Origin of the sequence: Pseudomonas abietaniphila (genome assembly GCF_900100795.1) — a bacterium.
GTDB classification, from domain to species: Bacteria; Pseudomonadota; Gammaproteobacteria; order Pseudomonadales; family Pseudomonadaceae; genus Aquipseudomonas; species Aquipseudomonas abietaniphila.
Window position 1 is genome coordinate 434,812 of sequence record NZ_FNCO01000001.1, and the last position, 22,295, is coordinate 457,106.

Genomic DNA, 22,295 nt, shown 5'->3' on the forward strand with positions numbered 1-22,295 from the left:
TGATTATGGCTTTTTTCACGCGCCTCATGGCAAGCCTTTACGTTTTGTCCGCTGCTCCCCGCAGCGGGGGCATACAGATATGACGGTGTGGATAGTGCTGTCAATCGTTGCGGTGGTTTTGAGTCCATTGGTGTGGCTGCGTCCATCCCGCTCCCAGAGTGGCCGGATGGCCATGCGCATGGAGGCGCGGCGTAGGGGGCTGGCGATGCAGTTGATCCCTCAGGACTGGCCGCACTGGCTGCCCGTCGAGCCGCCGAGCCCCTGTGCGCAATATCACCGGCCTCGGCGAGCACGTGAACCGGATACGTGGATGTACTGGCAGACGACGCCCGGAAACTGGGTGAATCAGTGGCGCGAGCCCTGTGAAGATGCACGTGTGCTGCCGCACTTGCTGACGCTGCCGCCCGATGTCTATAAGGTCGAGGCGGGCAAGCAGCTGATTGCACTGTATTGGGGGGAGCGGGGCGAAACGGAAGTGTTGCATCGCATTTCTGCTGTGATCAAGGCCTTGGCATGACCTCAAGTTGGGGCGCCTGGCCAAATCGTGGGCATTAAAAAGCCCGATAACAACATCGGGCTGGGGGTTGGCCAGGCAGGCCGATAATTCGTGGCGCTTTGCGGTGCAATGCCGCATACAAAGTCCGAATTCGTTTCACATGCTTGTGAAAAACGACCCGTCTTGATGCGCAGTGCGCTGAATGTAGACCTTAATGGTGCGTTTGTCTGCTGCGGATTCAATCATTTTTCAAGAAACGCCCACCAGTCGTCGCTTCCTGTGTTTATTCACCAGCCTCATCACTCAACGTGATCATTTCGATGAATGTCGGTTGATCAGCTGTGTCTTTTACCTGTGTTTTGCCGGTTTTGTCCGCTGTTGAGTGAATTGACAATTGCTGGAATATGGCCGAAGGTAGGCGCACCCAAATCAAACGGGCGTATGAATTGAGTGTTTGCCGTAGGAACGCTCTTACAGACGCCCGAATCGCGTCGACGGGGTGCCTGGCGTTTGGTGTGTACGTCGACGGAAACGTCGTGTTTTTCGCCGGATTTCAGCGTCTGACGCGTATTGTTCAGCTTCCATATTGTGGAGATCAGTTGATGATTTACGAAGGTAAAGCCATCACGGTTAAGGCTCTTGAAAGTGGCATCGTCGAATTGAAATTCGACCTCAAGGGTGAGTCCGTCAACAAGTTCAATCGCCTCACCCTCAACGACCTGCGTCAGGCTGTCGATGCCATCAAGGCCGACGGCTCAGTCAAGGGCGTTATCATCACCAGCGGCAAGGACGTTTTCATCGTCGGCGCCGACATCACCGAATTCGTCGATAACTTCAAGCTGCCGGACGCCGAGCTGGTTGCCGGAAACCTTGAAGCGAACAAGATCTTCAGTGACTTCGAAGACCTGAACGTGCCAACCCTCGCTGCCATCAATGGCATCGCGCTGGGTGGCGGCCTGGAAATGTGCCTGGCAGCCGACTTCCGGGTCATGTCTGCGACTGCCAAGATCGGTCTGCCTGAGGTCAAGTTGGGGATCTACCCCGGCTTTGGTGGCACCGTCCGCCTGCCGCGTCTGATTGGCGTCGATAACGCGGTCGAGTGGATTGCCTCCGGCAAGGACAATCGTGCCGAAGACGCCCTGAAAGTGGGCGCCGTGGACGCTGTTGTCGCGCCAGAGAAGCTTCAGGAAGCGGCACTGGACCTGATCAAACGCGCCATTTCGGGCGAGTTCGACTTCAAGGCCAAGCGCCAGCCGAAACTGGAGAAGCTGAAACTGAACGCCATCGAGCAGATGATGGCCTTCGAAACCGCCAAGGGTTTCGTTGCCGGCCAGGCAGGTCCGAACTACCCGGCCCCGGTCGAAGCGATCAAGACCATCCAGAAAGCCGCGAACTTTGGTCGTGACAAAGCGCTGGAAGTCGAGGCCGCCGGCTTCGTCAAAATGGCCAAGACATCGGCCGCCGAGAGTCTGATCGGTCTGTTCCTCAACGATCAGGAACTGAAGAAGAAAGCCAAGATCTACGACGAAGTCGCCAAGGACGTGAAGCAGGCAGCCGTACTGGGCGCCGGCATCATGGGCGGCGGCATCGCTTACCAGTCGGCTGTCAAAGGCACGCCGATCCTGATGAAGGACATTCGTGAAGAGGCCATTGAACTGGGCCTGAACGAAGCGTCGAAGTTGCTCGGTAAGCGCGTAGAGAAGGGCCGCCTCACCCCTGCGAAGATGGCTGAAGCGCTGAATGCGATTCGTCCAACGCTGTCCTACGGCGATTTCGGCCATGTCGATCTGGTGGTCGAAGCGGTGGTCGAGAACCCGAAGGTCAAACAAGCGGTGTTGTCCGAAGTGGAAGGTCAGGTCGCCGAGGGCACCATTCTGGCGTCCAACACGTCGACGATCTCCATCAGCCTGCTGGCGAAAGCCCTCAAGCGCCCTGAAAACTTCGTCGGCATGCACTTCTTCAACCCGGTGCACATGATGCCGCTGGTTGAAGTCATCCGTGGCGAGAAGTCCAGCGAAGTCGCGGTGGCGACTACGGTGGCCTACGCCAAGAAGATGGGCAAGAACCCGATCGTGGTCAACGACTGCCCGGGCTTTCTGGTCAACCGTATTCTGTTCCCGTACTTCGGCGGTTTCGCCAAGCTGGTCAGCGCCGGCGTTGATTTCGTGCGCATCGACAAGGTGATGGAGAAGTTCGGCTGGCCGATGGGCCCTGCTTACCTGATGGACGTCGTCGGCATCGACACCGGCCACCACGGCCGTGACGTGATGGCCGAAGGTTTCCCGGATCGCATGAAAGACGACCGTCGCTCCGCGGTTGACGCGCTCTACGAGGCCAACCGCCTCGGTCAGAAGAACGGCAAAGGCTTCTACGTCTACGAGACCGACAAGAAAGGCAAGCCGAAGAAGGTCGTCGACGCTTCCGTGCTGGAAGTGCTCAAGCCGATCGTCTACGAGCAGCGTGAAGTCACTGACGAAGACATCATCAACTGGATGATGATCCCGCTGTGCCTGGAAACCGTGCGTTGCCTGGAAGACGGCATCGTCGACACCGCGGCCGAGGCTGACATGGGCCTGATCTACGGTATCGGTTTCCCTCCGTTCCGTGGCGGTGCGCTGCGCTACATCGATTCGATCGGTGTCGCTGAATTCGTTGCCCTGGCTGACCAATACGCTGATCTGGGCGCTTTGTACCACCCCACTGCGAAGCTGCGCGAAATGGCCAAGACCGGCCAGCGCTTCTTCGGCTAAGTGCCCAACGAACAGGTGAAAATATGAGCTTGAATCCGAGAGACGTCGTGATTGTCGACTTCGGTCGCACCCCGATGGGCCGCTCCAAGGGTGGCATGCACCGCAATACCCGCGCTGAAGACATGTCGGCGCACCTGATCAGCAAACTGCTGGAACGCAACAGCAAAGTCGATCCGGCGGAAGTCGAAGACGTGATCTGGGGTTGCGTCAACCAGACCCTTGAGCAGGGCTGGAACATTGCGCGCATGGCGTCGCTGATGACCCAGATCCCGCACACCTCCGCTGCGCAGACGGTCAGCCGCCTGTGTGGTTCGTCCATGAGTGCGCTGCACACGGCGGCTCAGGCGATCATGAGCAACAACGGTGACGTCTTCGTCATCGGCGGTGTCGAGCACATGGGCCACGTCGGCATGATGCACGGCGTCGATCCCAACCCGCATATGTCGCTGTATGCAGCGAAAGCCTCGGGCATGATGGGGCTGACAGCGGAAATGCTCGGCAAGATGCACGGCATCACCCGTGAAGCACAGGATGCGTTCGGCGTGCGTTCGCACCGTCTGGCGCACCACGCGACCGTTGAAGGCAACTTCAAGGACGAAATCATCCCGATGCAAGGGTATGACGAGAACGGCTTCCTGAAGATGTATGACTTCGACGAGACCATTCGTCCTGAAACCACGCTGGAAAGTCTGGCGGCCCTCAAGCCTGCCTTCAATCCAAAAGGTGGTACCGTGACGGCGGGTACGTCCTCGCAGATCACTGACGGCGCCTCGTGCATGATCGTCATGTCCGGTCAGCGTGCGATGGACCTGGGCATTCAGCCGATGGCGGTGATCCGCTCCATGGCTGTCGCCGGTGTCGACCCTGCGATCATGGGTTACGGACCGGTGCCGGCGACTCAGAAAGCCCTCAAGCGCGCGGGTCTGAGCATTGCTGACATCGACTATTTCGAGCTCAACGAAGCCTTCGCTGCACAGGCGCTGCCTGTACTGAAAGATCTGAAAGTGCTCGACAAGATGGACCAGAAGGTTAACCTGCACGGCGGCGCTATCGCTTTGGGTCACCCGTTCGGTTGCTCGGGAGCGCGTATTTCCGGCACGTTGCTCAATGTCATGAAGCAGAAGGGTGGCACCCTGGGTGTTGCCACCATGTGTATTGGCCTTGGCCAAGGCATCTCTACCGTGTTCGAACGCGTTTAACCGGTCTGAGTGTGCGAGCCGGGGCCTAGTGCCCCGGCTTTTGTTTTTCTCGAGAAATGTTTTTTGAAAGTTTTTTTTCGCGTCAGTCCCTGAGGTCCGCACCATGCAGTTACAGCCAGGTCTCTATCGCCACTACAAAGGCCCCGAGTACCGTGTTTTCGGTGTCGCCAAGCATTCCGAGACGGAAGAGGAAGTGGTGTTCTATCAGGCGCTGTACGGCGAATTCGGCCTGTGGGTACGCCCTTTGAGCATGTTTCTGGAATCGGTTGAGGTTGACGGCGAGCACGTGCCGCGCTTTGCTTTGGTCCAGGCCGAACCTGACCTTTTTTCAAGGTCGTAAGGCGAGACCTTGCAGTAGCCTCTGCTTGACCTCACCTTGTAGCCACTATATATAGCGGGGCCTCGACGGCTCCAACGTCTTTTTTCTCGCATTAGGAATTTTCCGATCCATGGGCAAATCGCTGGTCATTGTGGAATCCCCGGCTAAGGCCAAGACCATCAACAAGTACCTGGGCAGCCAGTACGTGGTGAAGTCGAGTATCGGCCATATCCGAGACCTGCCCACCAGCGGTTCGGCGAGCGCCGCCAAAGAGCCTGCTGCCAAGCGCGGCAAAACCGCGTCTGAAGCGCCTGCCCTGTCGCCCAAGGAAAAGGCCAAGCGCCAGCTCGTGGCGCGTATGGGCGTCGATCCGGAGCATGGCTGGAAAGCCAAGTACGAGATCCTTCCCGGCAAAGAGAAGGTGATCGACGAGTTGCGCCGGTTGGCGAAGGATGCCGACACCATCTATCTCGCGACGGACTTGGACCGCGAAGGGGAAGCCATTGCCTGGCACCTGCGCGAAGCCATTGGTGGTGACGACGATCGTTACAAGCGCGTGGTGTTCAACGAGATCACCAAGAAAGCCATCCAGGAGGCCTTCTCCAAGCCGGGCGAGCTGGACATCGACCGCGTCAATGCTCAGCAGGCGCGCCGCTTCCTCGACCGCGTCGTGGGGTATATGGTCTCGCCGCTGTTGTGGCAAAAGATCGCCCGGGGCCTGTCGGCAGGTCGCGTGCAGTCCGTTGCCGTGAAGCTGGTGGTGGAGCGCGAGCGTGAGATACGCGCCTTCATCCCGGAAGAGTATTGGGAAATTCATGCCGATCTGGGCACCGCCAAGGGCGCCAACGTGCGTTTCGAAGTGGCGCGCGAGAACGGCGAAGCCTTCAAGCCGCTGAACGAAGCGCAGGCCATGGCGGCACTGGAGAAGCTCAAGTCTTCTGCTTACAGCATCGCCAAGCGTGAAGACAAACCGACCAGCAGCAAGCCGTCGGCACCGTTTATCACCTCCACGTTGCAGCAGGCGGCGAGCAATCGTCTTGGCTACGGCGTGAAGAAAACCATGATGATGGCCCAGCGTCTGTACGAAGCGGGTTACATCACCTACATGCGTACGGACTCGACGAACCTGTCGGCCGACGCTGTGGCGATGGCGCGCACGTACATCGAAACCGAATTCGGCAAAAAGTACCTGCCTGAATCGCCGAACGTGTACAGCAGCAAAGAAGGCGCTCAGGAGGCTCACGAAGCGATTCGTCCTTCCGACGTCAATACCCACCCGAGCAAGCTGACGGGCATGGAGCGTGACGCTGAGCGCCTGTATGAGCTGATCTGGCGTCAGTTCGTGGCCTGTCAGATGCCACCGGCGCAATACCTGTCGACCACTGTGAGCGTGGCCGCGGGTCAGTTCGAGCTGCGTGCCAAGGGTCGTATCCTCAAGTTCGACGGTTACACCCGTGTGCTGCCTCAGATGAGCAAGCCTGGCGATGACGACGTGTTGCCGGACATGGCCCAGGGCGACACCCTGAAGCTGATCAAGCTCGACCCGAGTCAGCACTTCACCAAGCCGCCCGCGCGTTACTCCGAAGCGAGCCTGGTCAAGGAGATGGAAAAGCGCGGTATCGGTCGCCCGTCGACCTACGCGGCGATCATCTCGACCATTCAGGATCGCGGTTATGTGGCGCTTCACAACCGTCGCTTCTATTCGGAAAAGATGGGTGACATCGTCACGGAGCGTCTGTCCGAGAGTTTCTCGAACCTGATGGACTACGGCTTCACCGCCGGCATGGAAGAGAACCTCGACGACGTGGCGCAAGGCGAGCGTGACTGGAAGAACGTGCTCGACGAGTTCTACGGCGACTTCAAGAAAAAACTGGAAGTGGCCGAGGCTGCCGACAGCGGCATGCGCGCCAACCAGCCGGTCATGACGGATATCCCGTGCAAGGTGTGCGGACGGCCGATGCAGATTCGTACCGCATCGACGGGCGTGTTCCTCGGTTGCTCGGGCTACAGCCTGCCGCCGAAAGAGCGCTGCAAGGCCACTGTCAACCTGACGCCGGGCGATGAAATTGCCGAGGACGACGAGGGTGAGTCGGAATCCCGCGTTCTGCGCGGCAAGCACCGTTGCCCGGTGTGCAGCACCGCCATGGATGCTTACCTGCTGGATGAGAAGCACAAACTGCACATCTGCGGTAACAACCCGGACTGCACCGGTTACGAGATCGAAGAAGGCACCTACCGCATCAAGGGCTATGAAGGCCCGAGCGTCGAATGCGACAAGTGTGGCGGCGAGATGCAGCTCAAGACCGGCCGTTTCGGCAAGTTCTTCGGCTGCACCAACTGCAAGAACACACGTAAGCTGCTGAAGAGCGGTGAAGCGGCGCCGCCCAAGATGGACCCGGTTAAAATGCCGGAGCTCAAGTGTGAGAAGGTGGACGACACCTACATCCTTCGTGACGGCGCTTCGGGCCTGTTCCTGGCAGCCAGCCAGTTCCCGAAAAATCGCGAGACCCGTGCGCCACTGGTGTTGGAAATCGTGCCGCACAAGGACGAGATCGATCCGAAGTACCACTTCCTGTGCGAAGCGCCGAAGAAAGATCCAGATGGCCGTCCGGCAGTGATCCGTTACAGCCGCAAGTCCAAGGAGCAATATGTGCAGACCGAAGTGGACGGCAAGCCGACAGGCTGGCGCGCGTTCTACGACGGCGGCACCTGGAAGGTCGAAGACAAGCGTTGATCGAGCCCGCCTGATTCCCGTCAGACTGGCGAGCCTTCGCGCTTTGCGTTAAAAGATCCCTCGGCGTGCACAGTGCGCCGAGGGATTTTTTTGACCCTGGCTTACTCGTTCAAATTTCATTGATGTGGAGGCCGTCGTCATGGCTCACGAACTCTATACCCGCACCAATCAGAAGATTTTCTTCGCAGGACTCGCGCTGGAATCCATGGCCAAGGCCAAAGAAAGCCGGGCCATGAACGCACAGGGGCTGGAGCAAGCCGAGCGGGAGTCGGCAGTGTTTCATCTGTACGGCGCATTGTTGGGGCTGTGCCACGAAATTGCGGGCTTCTATCGCCTGCCGCAGGCCAACTCCCCGCGCGCCGAGGACCTCCTGACGCCGCAGGTGCTGGAGGCCATCGCCATTCCTGAAATGGGTGAGCTGGTTGAACTGGCACAGCAGCGCGAAACCTGGCTGGCGCAATTGCTGGCATCCTACAACGCATTGTTTCAGCCGCCTCGTGCCCCGAAAAAACCGAAAGGCGATGTCACTCAGCCGTTGATCATTGCCGTCGGTGGCGACGAATCAGCAGAGCCTGTGTTGACCCGCGAGGAGATGGAAAGCTGGCGTCAGCAGCTCAAGGGGCTCGCCATCCGCTTTCGTGAAGGGTTGAGTGAGTGCTGAGACAGAATGATCGATGGGCTAGGGCATGAGTCATCAGGCTGTTACAATGCCCGCCTTTCGTGGAGAACTGTCCTGATGCCAACCTCTTTTCTGGAAATCGTTGAACTGCCTGACGGTCGCATCGAGCTGCGCCGCGCCGAGGATGAAGGGTCCCTCGTGACCTTGAATTTTTCCGAGGACGCCAAGGCATTTCTGCAGGGTCAACACGTTGAAGTCGCCAAGGCGATGCTCAGCGTTGGCGTGCAGATGGCCGGCCGCCTGGCCGAAGGCGAGTTGAGCAAAGAAGAAGAGGGGCCTCGGGTCCTGCATTGATTCTGCGTCGCTCCTGTTCAGGATCGGCATCGTCGCATGTCTACCAGCCGGCTTCTTTGCGATAAAGAAGCCCGGGATATTCCCTTACCTGTCCCGTGCGTCCGTTGAGGCGTTTCAGCCCAGACGAATGTTCAGGCTTTGTGCGCTCCCGCTTCGCGCTGCGCTGACCAGTTGCTGGCGTGCGTGGCTGGAGATGGGGTTGATCCAGCTCACCACGGTGTGGCTGCGGCCCAGACGCAAGGCCTCGCGAGTCAGTTCCAGCGCGCTTTGCGTGCCCCGTGGCTGCATCATGATAATGCGCTCCCGGTTTAGTCCTGCGTCGCGAAGCCACGCTTGCGTCACGCTGGCTGGAGGTGCGATCAGGGTGAGCCAGCGATCATTTGTGTCCTGGCTCAGGTCGCGCAGAATCGGCGCAAGCAGGTTCAGGCAGTTTCCGGCGGCGCCGCGCAATGACAATTCACTGAAGACTTCGGGTTCGTTGCTCCAGGGCGATTCGACGATGTCGTCCAATACCGGTACCTGAAGCCGCGGAACGTCGAGCATGGGCAGGCTGGGTGCCATGAATGCTTCGAACAGCGGCAGTTGTGCATGTTGTTGCGGTGTCTGTGGGAACTGCATAAACGTTCTCCTTAGCGGCGAATGACGCCAACGCTCAGCCCTTCAATAACGAGATCCTGATCTTTCAGGTTGACTTCAATGGGCGCGAAGTCTGGATTCTCGGCAATCAGCCAGACCTTGCTGCCCTCACGCTTGAAGCGTTTGACGGTGACTTCATCACCGATCCGCGCCACGACGATCTGGCCGTTACGGGCTTCACGGGTGGTGTGCACCGCCAGCAGGTCGCCATCGAGGATGCCGACGTCTTTCATGCTCATGCCGTGAACCCGCAACAGGTAATCGGCGCTGGGATGGAAGAAGGCGGGATTGATCGCCAGGGACTCTTCAATATGTTGCTGCGCCAGGATCGGGGCACCCGCCGCCACACGGCCGATGATGGGGAGGCCGCTTTCTTCGGTCTTGGCTTCGAAGCCTGGTATCCGGATGCCCCGCGAAGCGCCCGGTGTCATTTCGATCGCGCCCTTGCGGGCCAGCGCCTTGAGATGTTCTTCCGCAGCGTTCGGTGATTTGAACCCCAGTTCCTGAGCGATCTCCGCGCGGGTGGGCGGGTAGCCGTTGTCTTCAAGGCAGCGTTTGATGAAGTCCAGAATCTCGGCTTGGCGTGACGTCAGTTTGATCATGTGCATCGCTCTGGCTTTTTATACAGTGACTGGGATTATATACAGTGATTGCGTCTTGGCAATCCTCCATTTCAGTGGTCGGGCCTGACGGCTGTTCCTCAGAGCCGTTACGTCGGCGGGAGAGAGTGTCTCAACGCCCCGGTTTGTATGATTAAATGGCGTGACTGATCAGGCAGAAAGCGAACAGCCAGGGTTGACAGCGCGCCGACTGAAACGTATGTTTCAAACAAGTGTTTGTCAGGCGATTAACCATGGCTCAGTCGGAAACAGTTGAACGAATTCTCGATGCTGCGGAGCAGCTGTTCGCGGAAAAGGGTTTTGCCGAAACGTCGTTGCGGCTCATCACCAGCAAGGCCTCCGTGAACCTTGCAGCGGTCAACTACCATTTCGGTTCGAAGAAGGCGCTGATTCAAGCCGTGTTCTCGCGGTTTCTCGGGCCTTTCTGCGCCAGCCTCGATAAAGAGCTGGAACGTCGTCAGGCAAGGCCCGAGCACAAGCCGACACTTGAAGAGCTGCTTGATATGCTCGTCGAGCAGGCGCTGGTCGTGCAGCCTCGAAGCGGCAATGATTTGTCTATTTTCATGCGCTTGCTGGGGCTGGCGTTCAGTCAGAGTCAGGGCCATTTGCGGCGTTATCTGGAAGACATGTACGGCAAGGTTTTTCGCCGTTACATGCTGCTGGTCAATGAAGCCGCACCGCGTATTCCCCCGATCGAACTGTTCTGGCGCGTGCATTTCATGCTGGGTGCCGCAGCGTTCAGCATGTCCGGCATCAAGGCCCTGCGCGCCATCGCGGAAACCGATTTTGGTGTCAACACCTCCATCGAACAGGTCATGAGGCTGATGGTGCCGTTCCTTGCCGCTGGTATGCGTGCCGAAACCGGTGTCACTGACGCTGCGATGATCAGCGCCCAGCTCAAGCCACGCAGCAAAAGCGCCGCACCAGCCCCTGCAAAAGTCTGATCCTGGGCTTGCTGCCACGTCGAGGGTGCGAGCATTTGCATCGCACCCGTCGATCCCTCACCATGCCGCACTGAGCAACGGTTGTTGAAGGATCTTCATATGAGTTCTGGCCTGCAAGGCTCCCTGATGGTGGATATCGCCGGTACCTGGCTGACATCCGAAGACCGTCAGTTTCTGCGTCAGCCCGAAGTGGGCGGCCTGATTATTTTCGCGCGAAATATCGAAAGCCCTCGGCAGGTCCGCGAGCTGAGCGCGTCCATTCGCGCCATTCGTCCCGACCTGCTGCTCGCGGTGGATCAGGAGGGCGGTCGCGTTCAGCGCCTGCGTCAGGGTTTCGTGCGTTTGCCCGCCATGCGTGCGATCGCGGACAACCCGAATGCCGAGTTTCTGGCCGAGCAATGTGGCTGGTTGATGGCCACTGAGGTGCTGGCGGTTGGCCTGGACCTGAGCTTTGCGCCGGTCCTGGATCTGGATTACCAACGCAGCGCCGTGGTCGGTAGCCGTTCATTCGAAGGCGATCCAGAACGTGCGGCGTTGTTGGCAGGTGCATTTATTCGTGGCATGAACGATGCGGGCATGGCGGCCACCGGCAAGCATTTTCCAGGTCATGGCTGGGCCGAGGCGGACTCCCATGTGGCCATTCCCAATGACGAGCGCAGCCTGGAAACCATTCGCGCCAACGACCTGGTGCCCTTCGCGCGTTTGAGCAGGCAGTTGGCGGCCGTGATGCCCGCGCATGTCATCTACCCGCAAGTCGATTCGCAACCCGCAGGCTTTTCGCGCCTTTGGCTGCAAGACATCTTGCGCGGGGAGTTGGGCTTCGACGGTGTGATCTTCAGTGACGACCTGTCCATGGCCGGTGCTCACGTGGTCGGTGATGCGGCCAGCAGGATCGAAGCGGCTTTGACGGCAGGTTGCGACATGGGGCTGGTGTGCAACGATCGCTTGGCGGCGGAGCTGGCCTTGAGCGCTGCGCAACGGATGAAGCTCAGCGTACCTGCGCGCCTCGCTCGCATGCGCGGCCAGGGCCTGGTCACCACCGAATACCGTCAGCATCCTCGCTGGCTGGCGGCGCTGGGCGCTTTGCGCTCCGCTCAACTGATCGATTAAGGATTTGCCATGACTGTTTACGCGATTATCGGCGGCACTGGCCTGACGCAACTGGACGGTCTGACCATTCGGCAGTCACTGCCAATGAACACCCCCTATGGCGCTCCGTCGGGTGACATTCAGGTGGGCGAGTACTCCGGACGCGAGGTGATGTTTCTTGCACGTCACGGCCATCCGCATCGTTTTCCGCCGCACAAGGTCAACTACCGCGCCAATATCTGGGCTTTGAAGCAGGCAGGCGCGCAAGCCATTCTGGCGGTCAACGCGGTTGGGGGCATTCACCCTGACATGGGCACAGGACATTTCTGCGTTCCCCATGATCTGGTGGACTACACCAGCGGGCGCGAACACACCTTTTTTGCGGACGATCTGGAGCAGGTCACGCACATTGACTTCAGTTATCCCTATAGCGAGCCGTTGCGCGCGCGTCTGATTGCAGCGCTGGCGGCAGAAGGGTGCGCGTTCAGCGATTTCGGCGTCTATGCGTGCACCCAGGGTCCGCGTCTGGAAACGGTGGCGGAGATCGTTCGTCTGGAGCGTGACGGCTGCGACATCGTCGGCATGACCGGCATGCCGGAGGCCGCCTTGGCCCGAGAGCTGGAGCTGGACTATGCGTGTCTGGCGCTGGTGGTGAATCCGGCCGCGGGTAAATCTTCGGCCGTGATCACCATGGCTGAAATCGAGCAGGCGCTGCACGACGGCATTGGCAAGGTCAAGGCGACGTTGGCGCGGGTGCTCAGCGCTGCTTGATCAGGAGGTAACGACAGGCACCGGCAATCGGTGCCTGCCATCCTGTGCGTTCGCTGTGAGCGCAGTTGTCTGCCGGGCGTTGATCCGGCTTTAGCATGCCCTCTTTCCTTCGTTGAGCGAAAACTCGCCGATGCTGGCGCGCAGTGCGTTTGCCCGTGGCGGGCCTGCGGCCGCAGGTGATGTGTCAATGTCGGCCAGACGGTCATGGCTCTCCACCGTCCGGGGGCTATCGTTGGAATTCGGCGTACGCTTATTGGATGAGGACAGAGTCATGAACACCAGTGATTTGCTGGAACAACTCTTGCGCGCGAGTCAGGGATCCGCGACGCAGCAACGTACCGATACCGCAGGGCAAGGCGGTTTGGGTGGTTTGCTCGGTGGTTTGTTGGGCGGCGGTGGATCCGGCGCCGGCGCGGGAGGGCTCGGTGGCCTGCTCGGTGGTTTGTTAGGGGGTGGAGCCGCGAGCGGCGGTCTTGGGCGAAATGCGCCGGCGCGCCAGGGCGGTACGAATTACGCGATGCTGGCGTCATTGGGGATGATGGCGTTCCAGGCGTACCAGGCCTGGCAGCGGCAACAGGCCTCAGCGCCACAACAAGCGCCGCGGACGGTGGATCAGTTGGCCGGCCCGGAGGCGGAGGATCACAGTCACGCGATCCTGCGCGCATTGATTGCCGCCGCGAAAGCGGATGGGGAGATCGATGACCAGGAAAGGGCGATGATCAGCAAAGAAATCGCTCAGCACACGGACGATCCTGGACTGCAGCAGTGGCTGGACAATGAGGTCGCCAAACCGCTCGACGCCACCGAGGTCGCGCAGTCAGCGAAAAATGAGCCGGGCATGGCGGCAGAAATGTACCTGGCAAGCGTCCTGCTGGTGGACGATCAACAGGACGCCGAGCGTCATTATCTGGATGAGTTGGCCGCTGCGTTACAGATAGACCCGCAACTGCAGGTCCATCTTGAGCAACAGGCCAAGGGGACTGCAGCCTGAGGGTTCGCCTTAGATTCTGCGCCAGTGGCCCGGCACCCACAGCCATTGGTTACCGCCCCATCGATAGTGTCCGCCAACCCATTGCGCCCCGGGGGCGGGCATGACCGGAACCACTTCGACAGGCGGTGGTGGTCGGCGTGGATGAGGGCGTTCGATAACGCAACCTGACAACGAGATCGTCACCGCCGTGGCGATCAATACAGCCTTGGTGATTCGCAGCATAAGTAATCCTTGTTTCATCCTGCCTCGGCCAGAGGGATGAGGCGTACAAGGGTTTAACGCGGCTGTGGGCAAAATCCGTCGCCCACGTTCAGTCGTTCATCACCTTTGGGGTGTTATTGTGGCGGCGCGAGGCGATCGCTTCGGCCAGCGTCTTTCGCTCATCCGCAGGCAGGCTGGCGGCAAAATCCGCCAGCGTGGCATCGACCCGTGTGCGTAAGGTGATGTCAGCGGTGCGCGCGCGGTCCAGGTCGACGTCCAGCGCATCGCGATCCAGCGTCGGGGCTTGGAGGCGATGAATGACGTCCAGATGCGCCTGACGACTGGCAACGATCAGCGGCTTATTTTTCAAGCGGGTTTCACGCAGCATTCGCCGCAGTTGATGCCGCTGCGCCTCGGGCAGTTGCGCGAGTGTCTGGCGTAAGCCGTGCTGCACCACCGTTCCTGTCGTGCGCTGATGGCTGGACCATTGATAAAGCCCGCCGACCACGCCCCCGATGAGGAAGACATTGAGCAGCAGCGACGCCACCAGCAGGGTTTTCAAGCGCTTGGACGATTGAATCATTGCTCGCTCTCCTCGGCATCCAGGCTCAGCATCAGGTCGGCATCGCCATGATCGAAAATGCTTGGAAGCACATCGGGCGTGCCGGTCAGCGGCAGGCTGAGGGAGGCCACCAGCATGCCGGCAGCGATGCCCGCCACGCCCGCGCCGACGAAGCCGAGACGCGGCAGCCAGTTTGAAAAACGCGACCGCAAAGCGGGGCGCTCGACTGCAAATGCCGAGGCGACGACCTGTTGAATCAGCCGTACATCCGGTTGTGCCGCCTGATGGGTATCCAGTCGCTGATCGAGCCAGGCCGCCTGGTCCAGTGCGCCAAGCACGCGTGTATTACCGCTCGCGATCAGATTGCGTGCGTCTTCGCGTTCGGCTTCGGGCCAGTGTTTGAGGTCGGCGCCGTAGGCATCGGCCAGATGGGCAAAACGTTCGGGCGTCATCGCTTTCCTCTCCCTGGTGTGACCGTTCCGGCTGATTCGACGCGGTCCGATTCAGCTAAATAGCGGCGCAGGTTTCGCCTTGCTCGCGAGAGCAGGCTTTCCAGTGCCTCGACACTGACCTCCATGAGCGCCGCCGCTTCGATGTTCGACAGCTCCTGGTAGTACTGCAGCACGATGGCCTCACGTTGACGTTCCGGCAATGCGGCCAGCGCCGCGGCCAACTGTGTGCTTTGCGTCTGATCCTGTAACTGCTCTTCGGGCGACGGCGAGCTGTCGATCGCTTCGATCAGCTGTTCGTCTTCCAGGGCGACGGCATTCAGCGGCCGCTCTCGGCGACTGCGCAAGCGGTCGTAACACAGGTTCAGCGCTACGCGGTGCAGCCACGTATCGAATCGGGCTTGGCCACTGCGCCAACTGGACGCGTTTTTCCAGACCCGCAGAAAACTTTCCTGGGCGATGTCACGCGCTTCTTCGGCGTCGCCCAACAATCTGCTGGCCAGCGCGAGCAAGCGGGGCAACTTGCGCGACACCATTTCTTTTACGGCCTCCGGGTCGTTGTTGCCGACGCGGGCCAACAATTCGATGTCCGGATCAGTGTCTTTCAATAGGGCGTGTCTCGGTCCGGTCACTGGGCAGCCAGATCCGATTGAGGGCTGGCGGGAAAGTGGGCTGAAATATCCTGTAACTACAGACCACAATCCCGCCATTGGTTCAGCGCACCCAGCGACCTTCTATCCAGTACCAGTTAGGACCTCGCGCCTCCCAGTGTCCGGGCTCCCAGCGGGCATTACGCCGCACCGGCTGCCAGTGACCCGGAACCCAGGCATAACCCCGGCCTTGCCAGCGCCAGTGTCCACGGTCCCATGCATAACCGGGACGAGCGCCCGGGATGGGCTCCATGCGCACGGGTGGAGGGGCTTGCTGAATGATGACCTCGGTCCTTGCATAGACCGGTGTGCTGGCCAACGCCGCGAAGGCCAGCGGGATGATCAGGGCATAGCGTAATTTCGCCAGAGATGGTGGGACTCTCATGACAACTCCTTGATGCCTGCACGCGAAAGTGAGTGCAGCTAAGGGTTTAACGCAGGACGCGCCGATGTCCGTCGCGGGAAACGCCATTTTTTTTAAAAAAAAAGGGTGCGTTCGTAACGACGGATGCTGTCGGGTTGTTCCGTTCAATGGATAACGCTGACGCCGGCGGGTCCCGTTGGCTGACAGCCGCCCGCGATCTATGAGAGGAAAATGTCCATGTCCCGATCCCTGAAACTGCTCGCCCTCTGCGCCCTTATTCTGAGCCTCGGAGGCTGTATCATCCTGCCGGGTCATCGCCATTGCTGTTGGCGCTATGACGCGGTCGAGAGTCGTTGACGTTTGACGTTGATTGCGCAGCCGGGCTGATCGCCCGGCTCCCGTTTCAGGGTCTCAGCGCAGCCGTTCAAGCATCTGGTAGTACCACATACCCGCCGCCAGCATTGGGTTGCCGAGGACATCGCCCATCGGCACGCGAATGTGCTGGCACGCGGCAAACGTGTCGAATTGCTCCAGATGGCCTGTGATCGCCCGGCTCATGATCTCGCCCATGATATGGGTGGTCGCGATGCCGTGCCCCGAGTAACCCTGGCAGTACCAGACGTTGTCCGACAGCTTGCCGAGCTGCGGGATCCGGTTGATCACGATGCCCATCGCGCAACTCCACTGATAGTCGATGGCCACGCCTTTCAGGGCCGGGAACGTGCGTTCGATGCACGGGCGCAGTTCAGCGGCGATGTCCCGTGAATCCTTGCCGCTGTAGTTGGCACCGCCCCCGAACAATAGCCTTCCGTCGGCCGTCATCCGGTAGTAGTCGAGCACGAAACGGCAGTCGTACACCGCGAGGTTTTCCGGGTTGAGCTCGGTCGCGAGCGTGCCCAGAGGGGCGGTGGTCACGATGCCGCCCATGGCCGGAAAGATCTTGCCCTTGAGTTTTCCGGGCTCCAGGCGGTGGTAGACGTCGCCTGCCAGCATCACCTGTTTCGCGTCGATGCGCCCGTGGGCCGTGATGACAGCGGGCCGGTCACCGTGAACGATCTGCACGACTTCGCTGTTCTCGAAGATCAGTGCGCCCAGTCCTTCTGCTGCCCGGGCTTCGCCAATGCACAGGTTGAGCGGGTGCAGGTGCAGGTTGCGGGTGTTCTTGATCGCGCCGTAGTAAAGGTCGGTTTGCAGGATGTCCCGCACCTGGCTGCGGTCGAGCAGGGTGACCTCGTCCCCCATGCCTCGACGCACCGCTTCGTCATGGTCGTGCTTGAGGCCGTTCATGTGGCCGGGTTTGTAGGCAGCGTGGAGGTGGCCGTGTCGCAGGTCGCAGGCGATGGCGTATTTTTCGACGCGACGGCGAATGATCTCGTGTCCCCGCCAGCGCAGTTGCCAGATGAAGTCGTCGACGTCGTTGCCCAGGGTTTTGCGCATCTGCTTGCGCATGGCGTCGTCGCCCGAGAGGCTGCCGGTCACCTGTCCTCCATTGCGTCCCGTCGCTCCCCAGCCGATCTTGTGGCTTTCGACAATAGCGACCTTCAGGCCTTGCTCCGCCAGTTCCACCGCCGTGGCGACCCCGGTGAAACCGCCGCCGATGATCACCACGTCGACCTGATGCTGGCCGTGCAGCGTCGGGTAGTCCGTTTCCTGATTCAGGGTTGCGGTGTAGTAGGAATTACTTCGTGCTGTCATGTCCGATACTCGTCAGAAGTGGGTTCAATGGTCAGGCTTGCGTCAGGTACCAACGCCAGTCCTGTTCTCCCACCTCGGCCATGAACTGCCGGTATTCCGCGCGCTTGACGGCCAGGTACACCCCCAGGAATTCCGTTCCCAGCGCATCGCGGGCCCATGCCGAGTTTTCCAGTGCGGTCAGCGAGGTCAACCAGTCAGTGGGCAGCAGGCGCGTGGCTTGCGCGTAGCCGTTGCCCTCGACGGGTGCGCCTGGGTCGATGCTGTGTGTGATGCCGCGATGGATGCCCGCGAGGATCGCAGCCGCCGCCAGATACGGGTTGGCGTCGGCGCCGCAGATACGGTGTTCGATGTGCCGGGTGTGCGCCGGTCCACCCGGCACGCGCAGGCTGACGGTGCGGTTATCCACGCCCCATGTCGGCGCGAGCGGCGCGTAGCTGTTGGCCTGAAAGCGACGATAGGAATTGGCGTTCGGACAGAACAGCAGCAACGAGTCGAGCAGCGACTCGAGCATTCCCCCAACGGCGTAGCGCAGCAGTGGCGTGCCCGCCGGATCTTGCGACGCAAACAGATTGTGGCCCTCTGCGTCGGCGATGCTGACGTGCATGTGCATACCGGTGCCGGCGAGGTCGTCGAACGGCTTGGCCATGAACGTGGCCTGCATGCCGTGCGTGTGCGCGACGGCCTTGACCAGGCGTTTGTAGCGCACGGCCTGATCCATGGCTTCAAGGGCGTCGCCGTGTTCCAGGGTGATTTCCACTTGCCCGGGCGCGTATTCGGAGATCGCCGTGCGCGCGGGAATGCCGTGCAGCTTGCAGGCGGCATAGAGGTCGGCAAGGAAGGGTTCGATCTGTTCCAGTTCTCGCAGTCCGTAGACTTGCGTGTGGCGAGGGCGGGAGCCGTCGGCGTCCAGCGCGGGTTGCGGACGACCATTGGCGTCGCGTTTGGCATCGAGCAGATAAAACTCGAGCTCGCAGGCCATGACCGGGTAATAGCCGTCGGCGTTCAAGCGCTCGATGACCTTGATCAGCAGGTGACGAGGATCGGCGATGCTGGCTGGCACACCCTCGGTCGGGTGCATGCTGACCTGTACTGCGGCGGTTGGAATCTGCCGCCACGGCAGGCGCACCAGGCTGCCCTCCAGCGGGTAGGCGCGGCAATCGATGTCACCCACGTCCCAGACCAGTCCTGAGTTCTCGACATCGTCGCCTTGCAGCGTCAGGCCCAGAATCGTACTCGGCAACGGCCGTCCATTTTCATAAACAGCGATCAGCTCATCGCGGTGCAACAGCTTGCCGCGCGGTACGCCGTTAGCATCGAGGATGAACAGTTCGAACATCTCGATATCGGGGTGTTGAGTGAGAAAACGCTGGGCATGTTCAACGGGTGCAAATTTCATGGGTCTCTCGCTTGCGCCGCATGGGCGCGCAGGATCAGGCCACGTGACAACGCCAAGCGTGCAGGCGCGAGGTCGTGGTGGCAGGCGTACTGAAAGGGGAAAAGCGAACGGACTTGGCGCGATTGTCGAGGCGCGCTCAAGCGAGAGACGAGGTATCCGGCGGACGGGCAGAGTGCCGTACTTTGGAACGGCGCAAGGCCATGGGGAGGTTGGTGATTCGCATGACCTGTCGGGGTCCGATTCAATGAATGTTCGACAGCAGCATTGCTGCAACGCTGGAAGTTAATAGACCTGTTCAGGCCAACTTGCAAGTATCGGGTGAGTTCTTTGCAGGCCAACGCGGGCGTCGAGGCGGTGGAGCAGAGGCACCTTTTGACCCGTTTTCTGGCGAGGGGCTACGCTGGGTAGTCCTTGAAAGTCAACGGGATATCGTTCAAAAAGTTGTCCACGGAAAGCGTGAATATCTCTGTGGATAACTGGCTGCAAGCCATTAAAAACAAGGGCTGACTCGTAATGATCGTTTAATGATCAGTTCCTTCAATGGCACCGATGCAGTGCGCCAATTGTCAGAAATCCATTCAGTGGCGGGGCTGGGTAAAAGCCGTGGGAAGAGCGTCCATGACCGGCTGCAAAAGGTCACTCAGCATGGATGGAGCATAACGGCTGCGCTCGCGAGGAAGTTCGCTCTCGCAGGTTTGCAGCAGACCCGCAGATGCTGTCGAGGAGAGGGCAGAGCACAGCGCTCTGCCCAAGGCTGAGCCCTCGTCTCAGGATTCAGCCCACTCAACATCCGTCAGCCCGAGTTGCTCGGCTTTGGGTTTGCTGACTTTCGGCACTTTGTCCGAACGGTACTTCGGTATCTGCCCGAATCCTGCGTCCACGGATGCCCAATGCCAGGCCGATGCGTTGTCCATGGCTTCGGCACTGATGTAGAAGCTTTTGTACTTGCCATGCAGCAGATAATCGATTCTGAAGTGCTTGTACTGTGCCACTCTTGCAAACCTCCGTATCAGTCGCTCACAGTTCAGTGAGTCGCTGCTGTGCGGAAAATTCACTCGAAATAATGCTTTGGGTGCCAAACGGTTACGTTCGGTACAGAAGAGGGCGGGCGAAAAACCGGATGGACGCGAATGGATGGATCGTGGTCCTGAGGAGGGGAGTACGCGTTCAGGCGCGGCTTGCGGGAGTCGCGGTGGACGAGTAAACAGGCATTCGCCATGCCCAGGGCATGGCGAATGTGGTTGGGTTTACTTGCTGACGAACTTGAACACGGTGGTCTGCGTGTAGGCCTTGCCGGGATCAAGACGTGTCGACGGGAAACCCTTCTGGTTCGGTGAGTCAGGGTAGTGCTGTGTTTCCAGGGTGAAGGCGCCCCAGTGCGGGTAAATCTTGCCGCCCTTGCCTTTGACGGTGCCGTCCAGGAAGTTGCCGGTATAGAGCTGTACGCCAGGTTCGCTGGTGAACAGTTGCAGGTGACGACCGGATTTGGGATCGACCACTTCAGCGGCCAGCGCCGATACCTTGCCCTTGGTGTCCAGCACCCAGTTATGGTCATACCCGCCCTGAGTGGGTTCGGCGAACTTCAACTGTTCGTTATCTTCCCGGATTCGCTTGCCGAACGCAGTGGGCTTGAGGAAGTCCAGCGGTGTGCCCGCCACGGGCGGCAGGTCGCCTGTCGGAATCAGCTTCACGTTGACAGGCGTGTAGTGCGACGCCTTGACCATCGCCACCTGGTCGAGGATGTCGCCATTGCCGGCACCCGCCAGGTTGAAGTAACTGTGGTTGGTCAGGTTCAGCACCGTCGGCTTGTCGGTGGTGGCGTGGTACTGAATGCGCAGCTCATTCTTTTCGTTGAGGCTGTAGGTCACCTCGGTTTTCAGGGTGCCGGGGAAGCCCATTTCTCCGTCGGCCGACACATAGGTCAGTTTGACCCCGACCCAGCCCTTGTCCTTGATCTGCTCAGCCTTCCACACCTGCTTGTCGAAGCCCTTCGGGCCGCCGTGCAATGCATTGGTCTTGTCGTTCTGCGGGACTTGATAGGTCGTGCCGTCGAGGCTGAATTTGCCATCTGCCAGGCGGTTGCCGAAGCGCCCGATGGTTGCGCCGAAGTAGGAGGTGCCTTTGAGGTAGCCGTCCAGGTCATCGAAGCCCAGTACGACGTCCTCGGTCTTGCCGTGTTTGTCCGGCACCAGCAGCGACTGCAGAGTGCCACCGTAGGTGATGACTGTGGCCTGCATGCCGAGGCTGTTGCGCAGGGTGTATTTCTCGACGGTGGTGCCATCCGGCATCTTGCCGAAAGCCGCGTGTTCCGCAGAGAGCCCGGCGGCATTTGCCTGAAGGGCTGCTGCGAGCAGTGAGAGTCCAATAGCAGGGATAAGCGTCTTCCTCATTACGTCCTTCCTTTTGTTGTTTTAGGAACAGCGACAGGCTGCAAGATCCATCAACAAGGAGACTCGCCTTGCCGCGGAGGCTTGCAACTGGAATTCGTAATACTATTCGGTGTCTCATCACCGAATTAATCGATTTATAGAGCAAAACCACTCGATTTAAAAATAAATTGTAATACTATTGAGGCGCGGTCAGTCTGATGCGATTCGTCGAACAGGTTTAGACGAGCTTTTTCGGGTTGTACAGGCGTTTGACACTCAATCGTATGATGATTAGCCTCGATTCGCGGAAAACGCCGCGAGGAGGGGTGGTCGAATGAGCAACAGTTTTCACGCGTCGACGGTAGACCGCCTGGGTGCCTGGATTGCTCAAGGCAACGTAGGGGCAGGGCAGTCGTTGAAGGTCGAGGCGGCCCTGGGTGAAGAGTTCGGGGTCAGCCGTACGGTGATCCGCGAAGCGATCAAGACGCTGGTGGCCAAGGGCATGCTGGAAGTCGGTCCGAAGGTGGGGACGCGGGTTTTGCCGGTCCGCAACTGGAATCTGTTCGACCCGCAAGTCGTCGGTTGGTTAGCGGCCAAAGGCTTGCCCGCCAGCTTTGTGATGGACCTGCTCGACCTGCGCCGCGCTATTGAACCGATGGCGGTGCGTTGGGCGTGTGAACGTGCGACGCCGCAGCAGATTGACGAGATTCAGGCCGCGTACCGTGTGCTGGAGACCAGCGTCAAGGACAAGGGTGACTACAACCACGCCGACCAGCGTTTCCACGAAGCGGTGCTGGCGGCCAGTCACAACCAGTTCATCGAGCAGATGCTGCCCGCGCTCGGTGCGCTGCTGGCGATTTCGTTCGAGGTGTCCTCGGCCGTACCGGGTGAACTGGGCAGAACGTTGCCGTTGCACAAGGACCTGGCCGACGCCATCGCAACACGTGATTCGGCTCGGGGTGTCTGGGCCTGCATGAGTCTGATTGAAAACGCCTGCGAGGTGATCTCGCGATCGCTGGCGCATTAAGCGTTCGAAGGTCAGTAGACAAGAGGGAGCGTCGGCCCCCGACAAGAATAAAAAAGGACA

24 protein-coding genes are annotated in these 22,295 nt (G+C 59.9%); 13 read left to right on the forward strand and 11 right to left on the reverse strand.

The genetic code is table 11. From position 1 onward, the window contains the following. The first annotated feature begins 79 nt into the window (after positions 1 to 79). The 7 genes from BLS87_RS01700 to BLS87_RS01730 all read left to right on the forward strand — a co-directional run bounded on the left by BLS87_RS01700 (position 80) and on the right by BLS87_RS01730 (position 8,471). The gene (locus BLS87_RS01700; protein ID WP_074749667.1) at positions 80 to 517 is read left to right on the forward strand and encodes a hypothetical protein; all 438 of its coding nucleotides are present in this window, start codon (positions 80 to 82) and stop codon (positions 515 to 517) included. A gap of 581 nt (positions 518 to 1,098) precedes the next feature. Continuing rightward, on the forward strand, positions 1,099 to 3,246 hold the full coding sequence (gene fadB / locus BLS87_RS01705; RefSeq protein WP_074749668.1) for a fatty acid oxidation complex subunit alpha FadB: 2,148 nt from the start codon (positions 1,099 to 1,101) through the stop codon (positions 3,244 to 3,246). Between the two features lie 23 nt (positions 3,247 to 3,269). Further along, a complete protein-coding gene (gene fadA, locus BLS87_RS01710) occupies positions 3,270 to 4,445 on the forward strand; it encodes an acetyl-CoA C-acyltransferase FadA (protein WP_074749669.1) in 1,176 nt (391 codons plus the stop codon). 103 nt (positions 4,446 to 4,548) lie between these two features. Continuing rightward, positions 4,549 to 4,785, forward strand: coding sequence for a DUF1653 domain-containing protein (locus tag BLS87_RS01715; RefSeq protein WP_074749670.1), 237 nt, complete (start codon positions 4,549 to 4,551; stop codon positions 4,783 to 4,785). Between the two features lie 109 nt (positions 4,786 to 4,894). Next, the gene (gene topA / locus BLS87_RS01720) at positions 4,895 to 7,498 is read left to right on the forward strand and encodes a type I DNA topoisomerase (RefSeq protein WP_074749671.1); all 2,604 of its coding nucleotides are present in this window, start codon (positions 4,895 to 4,897) and stop codon (positions 7,496 to 7,498) included. A 139-nt stretch (positions 7,499 to 7,637) separates the two neighbouring features. Next, complete coding sequence (locus tag BLS87_RS01725) at positions 7,638 to 8,159, forward strand: DUF6586 family protein (protein WP_074749672.1); 522 nt, start codon at positions 7,638 to 7,640, stop codon at positions 8,157 to 8,159. Positions 8,160 to 8,234: 75 nt separating this feature from the next. Beyond that, positions 8,235 to 8,471, forward strand: coding sequence for a hypothetical protein (locus BLS87_RS01730; RefSeq protein ID WP_062382289.1), 237 nt, complete (start codon positions 8,235 to 8,237; stop codon positions 8,469 to 8,471). 114 nt (positions 8,472 to 8,585) lie between these two features. Here BLS87_RS01730 and sulA read toward each other — a convergent pair whose 3' ends face one another. Next, positions 8,586 to 9,089: an SOS-induced cell division inhibitor SulA gene (gene sulA, locus BLS87_RS01735; protein ID WP_074749673.1), complete on the reverse strand. Its 504-nt coding sequence runs from the start codon at positions 9,087 to 9,089 to the stop codon at positions 8,586 to 8,588. 11 nt (positions 9,090 to 9,100) lie between these two features. Beyond that, complete coding sequence (gene lexA / locus BLS87_RS01740) at positions 9,101 to 9,709, reverse strand: transcriptional repressor LexA (protein ID WP_062382291.1); 609 nt, start codon at positions 9,707 to 9,709, stop codon at positions 9,101 to 9,103. A 251-nt stretch (positions 9,710 to 9,960) separates the two neighbouring features. Here lexA and BLS87_RS01745 point away from each other — a divergent pair, with 251 nt between their 5' ends. From BLS87_RS01745 to BLS87_RS01760, 4 genes are all read left to right on the forward strand, one after another. After that, positions 9,961 to 10,671, forward strand: a complete 711-nt coding sequence (locus BLS87_RS01745) for a TetR/AcrR family transcriptional regulator (protein WP_074749674.1) — start codon at positions 9,961 to 9,963, stop codon at positions 10,669 to 10,671. Between the two features lie 111 nt (positions 10,672 to 10,782). Further along, entirely contained in the window at positions 10,783 to 11,781 is a 999-nt protein-coding gene (gene nagZ, locus BLS87_RS01750; protein WP_208605130.1) for a beta-N-acetylhexosaminidase, read from the forward strand. A gap of 9 nt (positions 11,782 to 11,790) precedes the next feature. Further along, a complete protein-coding gene (locus BLS87_RS01755; protein ID WP_074749676.1) occupies positions 11,791 to 12,531 on the forward strand; it encodes an S-methyl-5'-thioinosine phosphorylase in 741 nt (246 codons plus the stop codon). Positions 12,532 to 12,802: 271 nt separating this feature from the next. Continuing rightward, on the forward strand, positions 12,803 to 13,522 hold the full coding sequence (locus tag BLS87_RS01760) for a tellurite resistance TerB family protein (protein ID WP_074749677.1): 720 nt from the start codon (positions 12,803 to 12,805) through the stop codon (positions 13,520 to 13,522). A gap of 9 nt (positions 13,523 to 13,531) precedes the next feature. Here the strand turns inward: BLS87_RS01760 and BLS87_RS01765 are convergent, their stop codons facing one another. The 7 genes from BLS87_RS01765 to BLS87_RS01795 all read right to left on the reverse strand — a co-directional run bounded on the left by BLS87_RS01765 (position 13,532) and on the right by BLS87_RS01795 (position 18,839). Beyond that, the gene (locus BLS87_RS01765) at positions 13,532 to 13,744 is read right to left on the reverse strand and encodes a YXWGXW repeat-containing protein (protein WP_074749678.1); all 213 of its coding nucleotides are present in this window, start codon (positions 13,742 to 13,744) and stop codon (positions 13,532 to 13,534) included. Between the two features lie 88 nt (positions 13,745 to 13,832). Then, positions 13,833 to 14,306 (reverse strand): periplasmic heavy metal sensor, encoded by a 474-nt coding sequence (locus tag BLS87_RS01770; protein WP_074749679.1) that lies wholly within the window; start codon positions 14,304 to 14,306, stop codon positions 13,833 to 13,835. After that, positions 14,303 to 14,737: a hypothetical protein gene (locus BLS87_RS01775; protein ID WP_074749680.1), complete on the reverse strand. Its 435-nt coding sequence runs from the start codon at positions 14,735 to 14,737 to the stop codon at positions 14,303 to 14,305. Before BLS87_RS01775 ends, BLS87_RS01770 begins: the two co-directional genes overlap by 4 nt. Continuing rightward, positions 14,734 to 15,342: an RNA polymerase sigma factor gene (locus BLS87_RS01780; RefSeq protein ID WP_074749681.1), complete on the reverse strand. Its 609-nt coding sequence runs from the start codon at positions 15,340 to 15,342 to the stop codon at positions 14,734 to 14,736. The genes BLS87_RS01775 and BLS87_RS01780 overlap by 4 nt, the downstream gene beginning before the upstream one ends. A gap of 106 nt (positions 15,343 to 15,448) precedes the next feature. Beyond that, the gene (locus BLS87_RS01785) at positions 15,449 to 15,769 is read right to left on the reverse strand and encodes a YXWGXW repeat-containing protein (protein ID WP_074749682.1); all 321 of its coding nucleotides are present in this window, start codon (positions 15,767 to 15,769) and stop codon (positions 15,449 to 15,451) included. A gap of 390 nt (positions 15,770 to 16,159) precedes the next feature. Beyond that, positions 16,160 to 17,443: an NAD(P)/FAD-dependent oxidoreductase gene (locus tag BLS87_RS01790; RefSeq protein ID WP_074749683.1), complete on the reverse strand. Its 1,284-nt coding sequence runs from the start codon at positions 17,441 to 17,443 to the stop codon at positions 16,160 to 16,162. A 31-nt stretch (positions 17,444 to 17,474) separates the two neighbouring features. Next, entirely contained in the window at positions 17,475 to 18,839 is a 1,365-nt protein-coding gene (locus tag BLS87_RS01795) for a glutamine synthetase family protein (protein WP_074749684.1), read from the reverse strand. A 248-nt stretch (positions 18,840 to 19,087) separates the two neighbouring features. Between BLS87_RS01795 and BLS87_RS33565 the strand changes: the two genes are divergently transcribed. Further along, on the forward strand, positions 19,088 to 19,315 hold the full coding sequence (locus BLS87_RS33565) for a hypothetical protein (protein ID WP_143024266.1): 228 nt from the start codon (positions 19,088 to 19,090) through the stop codon (positions 19,313 to 19,315). A 291-nt stretch (positions 19,316 to 19,606) separates the two neighbouring features. Here BLS87_RS33565 and BLS87_RS01800 read toward each other — a convergent pair whose 3' ends face one another. Both BLS87_RS01800 and BLS87_RS01805 read right to left on the reverse strand, forming a co-directional pair. Continuing rightward, positions 19,607 to 19,831, reverse strand: a complete 225-nt coding sequence (locus tag BLS87_RS01800) for a DUF6555 family protein (protein ID WP_062382299.1) — start codon at positions 19,829 to 19,831, stop codon at positions 19,607 to 19,609. Between the two features lie 255 nt (positions 19,832 to 20,086). Continuing rightward, entirely contained in the window at positions 20,087 to 21,229 is a 1,143-nt protein-coding gene (locus tag BLS87_RS01805; RefSeq protein ID WP_074749685.1) for an aldose epimerase family protein, read from the reverse strand. Positions 21,230 to 21,542: 313 nt separating this feature from the next. Here BLS87_RS01805 and BLS87_RS01810 point away from each other — a divergent pair, with 313 nt between their 5' ends. Then, on the forward strand, positions 21,543 to 22,235 hold the full coding sequence (locus tag BLS87_RS01810) for a FadR/GntR family transcriptional regulator (RefSeq protein WP_074749686.1): 693 nt from the start codon (positions 21,543 to 21,545) through the stop codon (positions 22,233 to 22,235). Positions 22,236 to 22,295 lie beyond the last annotated feature (60 nt).

What these genes read in the sequence shown, in the direction of transcription:
- BLS87_RS01700 (WP_074749667.1), top strand. Translation starts at nt 80, where the DNA reads ATGACGGTGTGGATAGTGCTGTCAATCGTTGCGGTGGTTTTGAGTCCA.
- fadB (WP_074749668.1), top strand. Translation starts at nt 1,099, where the DNA reads ATGATTTACGAAGGTAAAGCCATCACGGTTAAGGCTCTTGAAAGTGGC.
- fadA (WP_074749669.1), top strand. Translation starts at nt 3,270, where the DNA reads ATGAGCTTGAATCCGAGAGACGTCGTGATTGTCGACTTCGGTCGCACC.
- BLS87_RS01715 (WP_074749670.1), top strand. Translation starts at nt 4,549, where the DNA reads ATGCAGTTACAGCCAGGTCTCTATCGCCACTACAAAGGCCCCGAGTAC.
- topA (WP_074749671.1), top strand. Translation starts at nt 4,895, where the DNA reads ATGGGCAAATCGCTGGTCATTGTGGAATCCCCGGCTAAGGCCAAGACC.
- BLS87_RS01725 (WP_074749672.1), top strand. Translation starts at nt 7,638, where the DNA reads ATGGCTCACGAACTCTATACCCGCACCAATCAGAAGATTTTCTTCGCA.
- BLS87_RS01730 (WP_062382289.1), top strand. Translation starts at nt 8,235, where the DNA reads ATGCCAACCTCTTTTCTGGAAATCGTTGAACTGCCTGACGGTCGCATC.
- sulA (WP_074749673.1), bottom strand. Translation starts at nt 9,089, where the DNA reads ATGCAGTTCCCACAGACACCGCAACAACATGCACAACTGCCGCTGTTC.
- lexA (WP_062382291.1), bottom strand. Translation starts at nt 9,709, where the DNA reads ATGATCAAACTGACGTCACGCCAAGCCGAGATTCTGGACTTCATCAAA.
- BLS87_RS01745 (WP_074749674.1), top strand. Translation starts at nt 9,961, where the DNA reads ATGGCTCAGTCGGAAACAGTTGAACGAATTCTCGATGCTGCGGAGCAG.
- BLS87_RS01755 (WP_074749676.1), top strand. Translation starts at nt 11,791, where the DNA reads ATGACTGTTTACGCGATTATCGGCGGCACTGGCCTGACGCAACTGGAC.
- BLS87_RS01760 (WP_074749677.1), top strand. Translation starts at nt 12,803, where the DNA reads ATGAACACCAGTGATTTGCTGGAACAACTCTTGCGCGCGAGTCAGGGA.
- BLS87_RS01765 (WP_074749678.1), bottom strand. Translation starts at nt 13,744, where the DNA reads ATGCTGCGAATCACCAAGGCTGTATTGATCGCCACGGCGGTGACGATC.
- BLS87_RS01770 (WP_074749679.1), bottom strand. Translation starts at nt 14,306, where the DNA reads ATGATTCAATCGTCCAAGCGCTTGAAAACCCTGCTGGTGGCGTCGCTG.
- BLS87_RS01775 (WP_074749680.1), bottom strand. Translation starts at nt 14,737, where the DNA reads ATGACGCCCGAACGTTTTGCCCATCTGGCCGATGCCTACGGCGCCGAC.
- BLS87_RS01785 (WP_074749682.1), bottom strand. Translation starts at nt 15,769, where the DNA reads ATGAGAGTCCCACCATCTCTGGCGAAATTACGCTATGCCCTGATCATC.
- BLS87_RS01790 (WP_074749683.1), bottom strand. Translation starts at nt 17,443, where the DNA reads ATGACAGCACGAAGTAATTCCTACTACACCGCAACCCTGAATCAGGAA.
- BLS87_RS01795 (WP_074749684.1), bottom strand. Translation starts at nt 18,839, where the DNA reads ATGAAATTTGCACCCGTTGAACATGCCCAGCGTTTTCTCACTCAACAC.
- BLS87_RS33565 (WP_143024266.1), top strand. Translation starts at nt 19,088, where the DNA reads ATGTTCGACAGCAGCATTGCTGCAACGCTGGAAGTTAATAGACCTGTT.
- BLS87_RS01805 (WP_074749685.1), bottom strand. Translation starts at nt 21,229, where the DNA reads ATGAGGAAGACGCTTATCCCTGCTATTGGACTCTCACTGCTCGCAGCA.
- BLS87_RS01810 (WP_074749686.1), top strand. Translation starts at nt 21,543, where the DNA reads ATGAGCAACAGTTTTCACGCGTCGACGGTAGACCGCCTGGGTGCCTGG.